Below are 10,829 nucleotides of genomic sequence, written 5' to 3' on the forward strand. Positions count from 1 at the left end.
CCTGGCATCGCCCGTAGAGGCGAACTCGCCACGAGTCAACGGAGGGTGGCGGTGTGGGTCAGCCGCCACAGCGCGCCGCTGCAGCCCAGGCACAGGAACGTCAGGCTCGCGGCCATCGGGAAGCTGAACGCGTCGAACGTCGCGTACGAGGCCATCGCGACCGCCATCGACGCCGCGAAGCACTGCGCCATGTGCCGGGTGGCCGGGTCGGTGCTCGCCTTGCGCGCCTTGCGGGCCATCACCCACCCCGACATCAGCACGACCAGCAGCAGCACCATGCCGACGAGCCCGGTCTCCACCAGCGAGAGCAGGTACTGGTTGTCGAGGATGCGGTAGGTCTGCGGCAGGTACGTGCCGAAGCCCTGCCCGAACCAGGGCCGGGTCCCGAGGGCCTCCCCGATGACGGCGTAGTCGTCGGTCCTGGTGACCGTGCTGGAGTCGCTGCCGATCGAGGAGACCAGGCTGGTCAGTGTGCCGATCAGCCCCGGGACGACGGCGCGCAGCGCGACCGACAGCAGCCCGACCGCCAGCAGTGCCCAGACCCGCCACATCGCCGGCCAGACCGGCAGGATGACGACGCCCGCGACGACCATGCCGAGCACCGCCGACCGGGACACCGTCATCGGCAGCACGATCATGATCAGTCCCACCGGCAGCCAGCCCCGGAACCGCCGGCCCGGCTCGGAGTGGATCGCGCCGTGCAGCGCCAGCGGCAGCAGCATCGCCAGCACCACCCCGAACTCGATCGGGTGCGTGGCCGTCGCCATCGGCCGGTTGAACTCGTCGCGCTGCAGCAGCGAGGTGTAGGAGGTCGAGGTGGTGAGGCCCGGGAACGCCAGGTGCGCGGCCAGGTCGAGACCGGTGAAGAACTGCAGGCCGCCCACCACGGCGATGACGCCGCCGCCGGTCACCAGCCGGCGGCGCACCGCCTCCAGCCGTTCCAGGGTCGGGATCCCGTCGGCGGCCAGCAGCGCGACACCGATCCAGCCCAGCATGAGGATCAGGCCCCGGTCGGCGCCGTTGGCCTCCAGCCCGGGGATCGAGCGTCCCATCGCGGCGGCGTACGCGGCCAGGATCGAGCAGCCGAACAGCACCACCACCGAGCGGGTCGGCTGCGGTCCCCGCAGCGGGGTGGTCCTTGCCGTGATCATCGAGCTGAGGTACCAGCCCAGGCAGAGCACCGCCATGACCCCCGCCGGGGTTCCGGCGGCGCCGAGCGGGCCGACCACGAAGCGCGCGGGCACCATCGTCAGCACGAACACGAACACGCTGAGCACGGTGACCGCGTCCACCCGCCCGATCGGCGGCCGCGTCCCGGGTGGGGCCGGGTCCGTGATCAGGGTGCCGGTCCCGGTCACGAGCCCTGTGGCCTGCGGTAACGTCCGGAGCCCGAGCGGGCGTCCTCCCTGCCTTCGGCCTGGGCGGACCCCTCGGTCAGATCGGGCTGCTTCGTCAGGTCGGGCTGCTGGGTCGGGCCGGGCTGCTGGGTCGGGCCGGGCTGTTCCATCTGGTTGGGCTGTCTCGTCTGGCTGGGGCCATTCCTGTTGCCGAGGGTCCTCCTGCCTGCGGGGTTCCTGCCCCCCTCGGCCTTCCTGGCGCCGCCGGGACTCATTCCTCGGCCGGGACTCATGCCTCCGTCGGGCTGCTTCGTTCCATTCGCCTTCCTGGCGATCGGGACGTCCGGCATCGTGACCCCGTTGGGCGAGAGCTCCTCGGGTACGTGCTCGCCGGCCGGGCCGTCGTCGTACCCGGTCACGGTCCGGCCGGCGGCGGCGGTGTCACTGCCACTACCGCTGCCACTACCGCTGCCACTGCCACTGCTACTGCTACTACCGCTGCCATTACCGCTGCCGGAAGGGGGCGCCCCCCGGCCGCGCTTGCGGCGTTCGGAGAGCACCTCGGCGAACAGCGGGACCGCCACGGTCAGCGCGATCCCGACGAACAGCACCATCACCAGCAGCCGCAGCTTGCCGGTGATGGACAGCCCGGCCTCGGCGCTGGCGGTGACCACGTTCGCCTTGATCTGCGCCCGCTCGTCCACGCCCTCGTCCACCTGGAGCTGCGTCAGCCGCTGCGGGATCGCGGTGACCAGCGCGTCCAGCGTGCCCTTGGTGACCGCCGCGTCGGGGCCGCTGACGTCGACGGCCAGCACCGGGCCGGTGGAGTCCTGCGCGACACCGATCTCGTACTCCGCGGTGAGGCCCTTGGCGCGCAGCGCGGCGGCGGTACGGTCGTCCATCATCTCCCGGCCGACCACCTCGGCGGTGACCGTGAGCGAGCTGTCGAAGACCAGCCACGGGTTACCGCCCGCCTGCTTGGCCTGGTACGGGGAGGCGAGGAACACCACCGACGCCTGCGCCTCGTACGTCCACGGCGTCGCCACGGCCGCCGCGCCGACGCCGCCCAGCGTCAGCAGCAGCAGCGGCACCGTCAGCAGCCACCTCCTCAGCAGGATGCCTATCCAGTCGAGTAGATCCACCAGTCCCCCTCGGTGCGCCCGCCGGACCGGGCGAGCGCGTCGATCATCACCATCGTGCAAAGCGGGCGAGCGGACGTCATCCCGATGGCCACACCTGGCGAGGATCGGCCATCGGACGCGCCCGCGTGCCACGATGGCGGGTACGGGCGGGGCGAGACTGGCAGGGGTGGCTCGTGACCATTCGGCACTTTCTGATCGCGCTCCGGCGCAGCCCCCTGGTGACCCTCGTGGTGGTGGGGCTGACGCTGGGGCTGCTGGTCCAGGTGAAGACGGCGGCGCCCGACTACGAGGCGCGCTCGGCGGTCACGCTGCTGACGCCGCGCACGCCGTTCCCTCGCAACTCCTACGCCAGCTTCACGCCGGCGATGGTGACGAACGCGGAGATCTCGGCCCGGGTACTGAGTTCCGAGGAGGGCCGCCGCCTGGTGCGCGCCGCCGGGGGCACCGCCGACTACAAGGTGCTGCTGGCCAATCGCGGCAACCAGGAGCAGCCCATCCACGACCAGCCGCACCTCAGCCTGTCGGCGACGGCGTCCAGCGCGGCCGAGGCACAGCGGACGCACGCGGCGGTGCTGGCGGTGCTGCAGCGGCAGATGCTGGACCGGCAGCGCCGCGAGGGCGCGCTGCCCGGCTCGCTGATCTCCTGGCAGGTGACGGCGGGCAGCGGGCGGGCCATGCCGATGACCGGCCGCCCGTCCCGGCAGCTGATGGCGATCATGCTGCTCGGCGGCATCGCCGCGCTGTACGCGGCGGTCGCGGCCGACCGGCGCCGGAACCGGAACGGAGGACCGGGCCGGGGTCACGGGCTCTTGGCCCCCGGGCGTCGCGCACTCTTGCTCCCCGGGCGTCCCGCACTCTTGGCCCCCGGGCGGCGCGCGCGGGTGAGCCCGCGCAGGGTCTCGCGTACGGCGGCCAGCGCCACCAGCGCGACGAACGTGAAGTTGGTGGTGAAGTAGCGCGGGCCCAGGCGCAGCGGCTCCTGGATCACGCGGTACAGCCATTCCAGCCCGTGCCGCTGCCACCACAGGGGCGCGCGGCGGACCTCGCCGGCCAGGACGTCGAACGTCCCGCCGACGCCGTGCGAGACGCACGCTCCCGTACGGGGCGCCCAGTCCCGGATGAACAGCTCCTTCATCGGTGACGAGACGCCGATGAACAGCAGGTCCGTCCGGGCGTCGCGGATCTCGTCGGCGATCTCGGGTGCCTCGGCGGTGGAGAAGTAGCCGTGCCGGGAACCGGCAACGATCAGCCCGGGGAAGCGGCTCAGGACCTCTTCCAGCGTCCGCTCCAGCACCTCGGGCCGCGCACCGAAGAAGAACACCCGGTCGCCGCGCCGCTCGGCCTCGGGCAGCAGCGCGAGCATCAGGTCGATGCCGGCGACCCGTTCGGGCAGCGGTCGGCGCAGCAGCCGGGCCGCCCACACCACCGACTGCCCGTCGGCCAGCACCAGGTCGCAGTCCAGCACGGCCCGGCGCAGCTCCTCGCTCTTGCGCAGCCGTACGATCTTGGCCGCGTTCAGGACCCCGATCGTGAGCGGCGAGCGCTCCTCGACCGCCTTCACGCACGCGGCCACCGTCTGGTCGATGGTCAGCGGGTCCAGCCACACCCCGAGGAAGTGCCGCCGCCTCTCCGCGGCGTTCTCGTACGGGCCGGCCTGCGGAACGTCGCGCGTCATTGAGATCCCTCCGTGGATGGCCCTGTCTTCAGGCGGGAGAGGAAGCGGACTTCTGTGGAGCAGGGCAGACGATGCAGACCCGCCTCCAGGCGGAACTGACATCCATCACAGAATGTTGGCCGCCTGTCGCAGACTGTCGCGGTATTTTGTCGGCTGTGGCCATGGACGTGAAGCGGGCGTTCAAGTACCGCTTCTACCCGACCGACGCGCAGGCGGCGGAGTTGTCGCGGACCTTCGGGTGCGTGCGCAAGGTCTACAACATGGCGCTCGCGGCCCGTACCCAGGCATGGACGCTCCGGCAGGAGCGGGTCGACTACGACCAGACGTCCGCGATGCTGACGGCGTGGAAGAAGACCGAGGATCTGGGCTACCTGAACGAGGTGTCTTCGGTTCCGCTCCAGCAGGCGCTGCGACACCTGCAGACGGCGTTCGCAAACTTCTTCGCCAAGCGGGCCAGGTATCCGCGCTTCAAGTCCAAGCACAGTTCCCGTGCATGTGCGGAGTACACCAGGTCGGCGTTCCGGTATCGCGACGGAATGCTGACGCTGGCGAAGATGCGGGAGTCGCTGGATATCGTCTGGTCGCGTCCGCTGCCTGAGGGCAGTGTGCCGACGACGGTGACGGTGTCGCGGGATGTGGCCGGGCGCTGGTTCGTGTCCCTGCTGTGCCAGGACGTCAATGTGAAGCCGCTGCCGGTCGCGGATGCGACGGTGGGGATCGACGTCGGCCTCGAACACTTGCTGACCCTGTCCACCGGGGAGAAGATCACCAACCCGAGGCACGAGCGCCGTGACCGGGACCGGCCGGCCAGGGCTCAGCGTGAACTGGCCCGCAAGGCCAAGGAGTCGGCGAACCGCGCCAAAGCGCGGGTGCGGGTCGCCCGTGTCCATGCCCGGATCGCCGACCGGCGGCGGGATCTGCTGCACAAGGTGTCGACTCGACTCGTGCGCGAAAACCAAACGCTCGTGATCGAGGACCTGGCCGTGCGCAACATGGTCAAGAACCCGAATCTGGCGCGCGCCATCTCGGACGCGAGCTGGTCGGAGTTCCGGAGCATGCTGGAGTACAAGGCGGCCTGGTACGGGCGAAACCTGGTCGTAGTCGACCGGTGGTTCCCCTCGTCCAAGCTGTGTTCGGCCTGCGGCAGCCGGCAAGAGCGGATGCCGCTGAACATCCGTACCTGGATGTGCGGCTGCGGCACGACCCATGACCGGGACGTGAACGCGGCCAGGAATCTTTTGGCCGCCGGGCTGGCGGTGTCGGTCTGTGGAGCCGGTGTCAGACCTCAACGGGACTCCCTCCCGGACGGGCGGTCGGCGACGAAGCAGAAAACCCTGCGGCGCGAGCCGTAGGAATCCCCCTCCTTCAGGAATGGGGAGGAAGTCAAGATGAGGTCTCCAGCCACGAGTACAGGAGCCAGCCGAGTTCGTAGGGGCGGCACTCCCGGTCGACCGCGCCCGGCGGGAAGACCCGCTCCAAGGCAGCGGTTCGCTTCGGGTTCCGTACGGGGCGCAGCACCGTCGTTGCCGCGCGCGCACCGCGCACGGCCTTGCGGGGGTCGTTGCGTGCCACCTTGCGCCAGGTCATCACCGGGTCGCCGGGCATCAGCGGTACGTCGGTCTCCGGGGGACCGGCCAGCCAGCCGACCCCGCGCGCGATCGCGCCGAGATGGTCGGCGCCGCCGGCCTCGGCGAGGTCGAGCAGGGCCATGGGCGCCATCGCGTGCTGGTGCACGCTGTACACCGGGTAGCCCTCGACGACGCCGCCGGTGCGCGCGTCGTAGTGCCACCACCACTGGCCCGCGGGGCCCTGCGCCGCGCAGATCGCGCCGGCCACCGTCCCGGCCGATGCGAGCGACTCGTCGTCGCCGAGGCGGGCGAGGGCCTGGATCGGGTAGACCTGATCGGCGAAACAGCCGACATGCGCGCGATAGCGGGGGACGAGCCCGCGCCCGCCCACCGCGTGGGTGTACAGGGGCCGGCCGTTCAACCCGTCCAGCAGCCGGCGCCTGGCCCGGCCGAGATGCCCGGCCGTGTCCGCCGGTCCGCCTGCTTGTCTGCCTGCTGATCCGCCGGATGACCCGCCCGCCGGGGAGTCGAGGGCTCCGGCGGCGCGTGCGGCGGCGAGGGCGGAGACCACCCAGGCCGCGTCCACGGTGTACACCGGACCCCGGCCGGGACGGTCGGCTCCGGCGAGCCGTTCCAGTGCCTGCGGCAGCCCGTCGTGGCCGGTCTCCGCCGCGGCCCAGCACACCAGCGCGACATCGCCGAGCGAGGTGACGGCCGAGGCGCCGGTGTCCTTCAGCCGCGACAGCAGCAGGCCGGTCAGCTCGGCCGCCGTCTGCCCCGCCAGGGCCGCGCGCTGCTCGTCCTCGGGCAGCAGCCGAGCGCCGAGCGCCACGATGGCGGCGTAGCGCAGGCTCTGCCCGGCCGGTACCGCGCTCCGGCCGCCGTGCTCGCCGCGCATCGTGAACACGAACGGATCGTCGCCGTCCCGCGCGGAACGCATCCGCGGCAGCCCGCGTAAGGCCTGCCCGATCAGCTCCTCGATCACGCCGCGAGCGGCCGCGTCGGCGGCGCCGAGGCGGCGCAGCCGGGGAGTGTCCGCGCTCACGTGCGCTTCACCGCGATCAGCGACTTGGTGAGGCCGGCGACCTTCTCGCCGACGATCCGCGAGTGCGGGAAGTACGCGCGCATCTCGGTCCGGCTCAGCAGCTCGACCTCCAGGACGGCGCGCAGCGCCTCGGCCCGGTCGGCGGGCGGCGTGTGGACCAGCGGCCAGTGCCGCGCCACGGTGGCCCGCGCGGGCGGCGGCAGGAACTGCATGCCGGGGCAGACCCAGTGCGGCTCGACCGGGAAGTAGCGGTACGGCGTCTGGATCCAGTGCCGGTCGGCGAGCCGGTGCACCGCGTCGGCGAACATCCGGCGGCGCGCGTGCCCGCCCACATGCTCCAGCACCGAGTTGGAGATCACCAGGTCATAACCGCCGTCCAGGATCTCCGCGGGCATCTCGCAGGCGTCCGCGTGGTCGGCGCGCAGCCAGCCCGGCGGATCCTCCGGCGGCTTCTCCAGATTGACGATGTGCACCCTGGCCGGCCGTACCGGCGCTCGATACCAGGATTCGGCGGTTCCCCCCAGATCGATGACCGACATCCGGTCCAGCTCGGGAAAGGCCGAACAGAGCCAATCCCAGCGGCGGGCGCGGTAACGAGCGCCCATGGAGCCCGGTGCGTCCACGAAACGATTACGCAATGCGTGCAGTCGACTCAACGCATCTCCCCGAACCAGCTCCCCGTGTCCGGCCCAATATTGCGGCCATGGTGCCGGTAAAAGCCACCGGGTAAACTGGCCTACTTAGGCCAGTGGTCGCTGTGAACGTAACGCCGGCGAGTCGCGCCTCCGAAATTGAACCGGCCGGTAATCGACGTTCCAGAATGCTTGCACAACGAATTCGGCCGACTACAGAGCTCGGTTCAGCCGGTCGATTCAAGGGCGGCAGTGCCGGCTACAGGAGCGCTGGCGTCGGCTACAGGAGCGGCAGCGTCGGCCACAGGAGCGTCGGTGTCAGCGAATGGCGGCCGGTGAGAAGGCGTTGGCCAGCAACATCCTCGGACCGCCGGAGCCGTCGGCCGGGACGGTCCAGACGTCGGTGGCAGGCCCGCGCAGCCGCCCGTACGCGATCCTCTGGCCGTCCAGCCAGACCACCTGGTCGTCCACGGAGGCGGTCTCGGCGAGCGCGGTCTCCTTCATTCCGCGCAGCTCCAGCGTGTGCAGCCGCCATGGCCGGGATGGGTCACCGGTGGCCTTCTTGAACGCCAGCCGGGTGCCGTCGGGCGACAGGGACGGGCACTCGACGTTCGTCCGCATCGTCCACATCGCCTGCGTGCTGACCCGGCCCTGCACCAGGTAGGTCGTGCCCTTGGTCTTGGCGGTGGCGTAGAAGCGGTCGTCGTCGCCGGTGAACGTCACGCCCCAGTAGTTGAGGTCCACCGAGGTGTTGGGCTTGCCGTCCTGCAGCAGCGTGAACTTCTCCAGGTCCGGAATCACCTGGCCGGTCCGGGTGTCCAGGATGCCGGTCCGGGTGGACAGGTCGTCGCCCGCGTACGAGTCGCCGCTGACGAAGACCGTCCAGGAGATCATCCGGCCGCTGGGCGACACCTGCGCGCGGCTCGGCGACCCGGGCAGCGGGATCTTCTTCGTGGTGCCGCCGCGCTGGTCGAGGGCCAGTGCGTACGCCTGCGTGTGGGCCGAGCGCTCGACCGTGAGGCAGACGCCCGTCCCGTTCCTGGCGTGGACGCGCACGCAGGACAGGCCGGAGAGCGTGCGGGCGCCGCCGGGCGACGTGAGCGGAACGGCCGCGAGCCGGCCGCCCCGCGGACCGGGCTCGGCGTTGCGGAAGAGCAGCGTGCCCGGGCGGCCGAGGTCCAGTGAGCCCGCGCCGGCCGCCGCCCCTGCGGCACCGCCGTCACGGTCATCGCCCGGCAGGAAGTCACCCGGCAGGAAGAGGACGCCCGCGACCACCATGCCCAGCACCGCCACCGCCGCCGTGCCCGCCGCCATGCCCGCCGAGATGAGGGTCTTCTTACCGGGGCGTTCCGGTGGTGTGACGGACATGGCGCAAGGCTAAGTGCGGTGCCAGGTCCGGCCCTTTAATCGTCCGAATCCGGCCACTTTCGGCACTCGCCAAGCCCTATTTTCGTGCCGGCTTCCGTACTGGCTTCAGTACCGGCTTCAGTACCGGCTTCGGTGCCGGCTTCGGTGCCGGCACCCGTAGCGGGTCATGTCCGGACTCGGCCTATTGCCTTCCTTTTACCTTGGCCGACTGGCAGCTTAACGATGCGGTCAGGTTCTTTCTGGCAACGGAGAGGGTGAACGGGGGATGACCGGGTGAGTGTGATCGACCATGCCGGGACGGGTCTCCGTCCCGACCGGGGAAGGCGGGCGGCGGGGCCCGACGGCTGGGTTTCACGGTATGTTCGATTGGCCATTACCGTGGATTTCTGTTGCGCGGTCACGGCGGCGCTGGCGGGTTTCGTGTTCCGTTTCGGCGAGGAGAGCCTGGCGTTCCGCCCGGATGCGGTACTGGCGGTGGGACTGCCGCTGCTGTGGGTCGGCTGGGCGGCGGCTGCCGGGGCCTACGACGCCCGGTTCTTCGGGATCGGGTCCGACGAGTACCGGCGGATCCTGAACGCGGGGATCAGCATGACCGCCGCCGTGGCCATCGCCTCGTACGCCACCAAGGCCGAGGTCGCCCGCGGCTACGTGGTCATCACGCTGCCACTGCTCACAGTGCTGACCTTGGCCGCCCGCTACCGGCTGCGCAAGCATCTGCACCGGCGCCGGGTCGGCGGCCACTGCCTGCGGCGGGTCGTCGCCGCCGGGCACCGGGAGGCGGTCGAGGAGCTGATCCGCGAGTTCGCGCGCGCCCCGTACCACGGCATGCGGATCGTGGCCGCCTGCCTGCCGGCCGACGAGGGGACGGAAGAGCTCCTGCACGGCGTGCCGGTCCGGGGCCGGCTCGACGAGATCGCGGAGGTCGTCCGGCACACCGGGGCGGAGACGGTCGCCGTGCTGGCCTGCCCGGAGCTGGCCGGGGTCGAGCTGCGGCGGCTGGCCTGGCAGCTGGAGAAGGCCGAGACCGAGCTGCTGGTCGCCTCCGCGCTGCTGGACATCGCGGGCCCGCGCACCACGATCCGCCCGGTCGCCGGGCTGCCGCTGCTGCACGTCGACCATCCGGAGCTGGCCGGGACGCGGCGCGTCTTCAAGGGGATGTTCGACCGGGCGGTGGCGGCCGCCGCGCTGTTCCTGCTCGGACCGCTGTGGGGCGTGATGGCGCTGCTCATCCGGGTGGACGACCCGGGCCCCGCGCTCTACGCCCAGGACCGCGTCGGCCGCGGCGGGCACCGGTTCCGGATGCTGAAGTTCCGCACGATGGTCGTCGGCGCGGACCGGCGCCGCGACGATATGGCGGCCGCGCCCGGCGCCCGCAACGGGGTCCTGTTCAAGCTCCGCGACGACCCGCGCGTCACCCGGCTCGGCGGCCGGCTGCGCCGCTTCTCGCTGGACGAGCTGCCGCAGCTGGTCAACGTCCTGCGCGGCGAGATGTCGCTGGTCGGTCCCCGGCCGCCGCTGCCGGACGAGGTCGACCGGTACGGCGAGGACGTGTACCGGCGGCTGGCGGTCAAGCCGGGAATGACCGGCCTGTGGCAGGTCAGTGGCCGCTCCGACCTGTCCTGGGACGAGTCCGTACGGCTCGACCTGCGCTACATCGAGAACTGGTCGCTCGCCCTCGACACCCAGATCCTCTGGAAGACGCTCGCCGCCGTGGTGCGCGGCCAGGGCGCGTACTGATGGCACGGCACCAACCGATGGCACTGCAGCAACCGATGGCACTGCAGCAACCGATGGCACGACACCAACCGACGGCGCGGCGGCAACCGATGGCACGGCGCAACTGAAGGCACGGCGCAACTGAAGGTACGGCGGCAACTGATGGCACGGCAGCAAAGGACCATGATGATCCACTCGATCCTGCACGTGCTCGGCGCGCGGCCGAACTTCGTGAAGGCGGCGCCGGTGATCGATGCGCTGCGGGCCCGGGGGGCCGCGCAGGCGGTCGTTCATACGGGGCAGCACTACGACGAGCGGATGTCGGAGATCTTCTTCCGCGAGCTCG

General features: G+C 71.3%; 8 protein-coding genes and 1 pseudogene. 3 read left to right on the forward strand and 6 right to left on the reverse strand.

What is annotated here, in order from left to right; translation table 11 throughout:
- Window positions 1-35: 35 nt before the first annotated feature.
- The 3 genes from ACH34Q_RS40450 to ACH34Q_RS40460 form a co-directional block, all read right to left on the reverse strand.
- Window positions 36-1,358 carry an O-antigen ligase family protein gene (locus tag ACH34Q_RS40450; RefSeq protein ID WP_395988492.1) on the reverse strand — a complete coding sequence of 441 codons (1,323 nt, stop codon included), beginning with the start codon at window positions 1,356-1,358 and terminating at the stop codon, window positions 36-38.
- Window positions 1,355-2,479, reverse strand: a complete 1,125-nt coding sequence (locus tag ACH34Q_RS40455) for a hypothetical protein (protein WP_395988493.1) — start codon at window positions 2,477-2,479, stop codon at window positions 1,355-1,357. Before ACH34Q_RS40455 ends, ACH34Q_RS40450 begins: the two co-directional genes overlap by 4 nt.
- Window positions 2,480-3,278: 799 nt before the next feature.
- Window positions 3,279-4,154, reverse strand: a complete 876-nt coding sequence (locus ACH34Q_RS40460; RefSeq protein ID WP_395988494.1) for a WecB/TagA/CpsF family glycosyltransferase — start codon at window positions 4,152-4,154, stop codon at window positions 3,279-3,281.
- A 161-nt stretch (window positions 4,155-4,315) separates the two neighbouring features.
- On the opposite strand from ACH34Q_RS40460, the gene ACH34Q_RS40465 reads away from it, so the two are divergent.
- On the forward strand, window positions 4,316-5,506 hold the full coding sequence (locus tag ACH34Q_RS40465; RefSeq protein ID WP_395988501.1) for an RNA-guided endonuclease InsQ/TnpB family protein: 1,191 nt from the start codon (window positions 4,316-4,318) through the stop codon (window positions 5,504-5,506).
- A 31-nt stretch (window positions 5,507-5,537) separates the two neighbouring features.
- Here the strand turns inward: ACH34Q_RS40465 and ACH34Q_RS40470 are convergent, their stop codons facing one another.
- The 3 genes from ACH34Q_RS40470 to ACH34Q_RS40480 form a co-directional block, all read right to left on the reverse strand.
- Window positions 5,538-6,767: a hypothetical protein gene (locus ACH34Q_RS40470; RefSeq protein WP_395988495.1), complete on the reverse strand. Its 1,230-nt coding sequence runs from the start codon at window positions 6,765-6,767 to the stop codon at window positions 5,538-5,540.
- Entirely contained in the window at window positions 6,764-7,405 is a 642-nt protein-coding gene (locus tag ACH34Q_RS40475; RefSeq protein WP_395988496.1) for a class I SAM-dependent methyltransferase, read from the reverse strand. The genes ACH34Q_RS40470 and ACH34Q_RS40475 overlap by 4 nt, the downstream gene beginning before the upstream one ends.
- 312 nt (window positions 7,406-7,717) lie before the next feature.
- Window positions 7,718-8,767 (reverse strand): hypothetical protein, encoded by a 1,050-nt coding sequence (locus ACH34Q_RS40480; RefSeq protein WP_395988497.1) that lies wholly within the window; start codon window positions 8,765-8,767, stop codon window positions 7,718-7,720.
- A 366-nt stretch (window positions 8,768-9,133) separates the two neighbouring features.
- Here ACH34Q_RS40480 and ACH34Q_RS40485 point away from each other — a divergent pair, with 366 nt between their 5' ends.
- Complete coding sequence (locus ACH34Q_RS40485) at window positions 9,134-10,504, forward strand: sugar transferase (protein ID WP_395988498.1); 1,371 nt, start codon at window positions 9,134-9,136, stop codon at window positions 10,502-10,504.
- A gap of 141 nt (window positions 10,505-10,645) precedes the next feature.
- Window positions 10,646-10,829 (forward strand): annotated as a pseudogene (locus ACH34Q_RS40490) (hypothetical protein); the annotation flags it as partial.

This window comes from Actinomadura sp. 9N407 (genome assembly GCF_044326315.1).
Classification (GTDB): Bacteria; Actinomycetota; Actinomycetes; order Streptosporangiales; family Streptosporangiaceae; genus Spirillospora.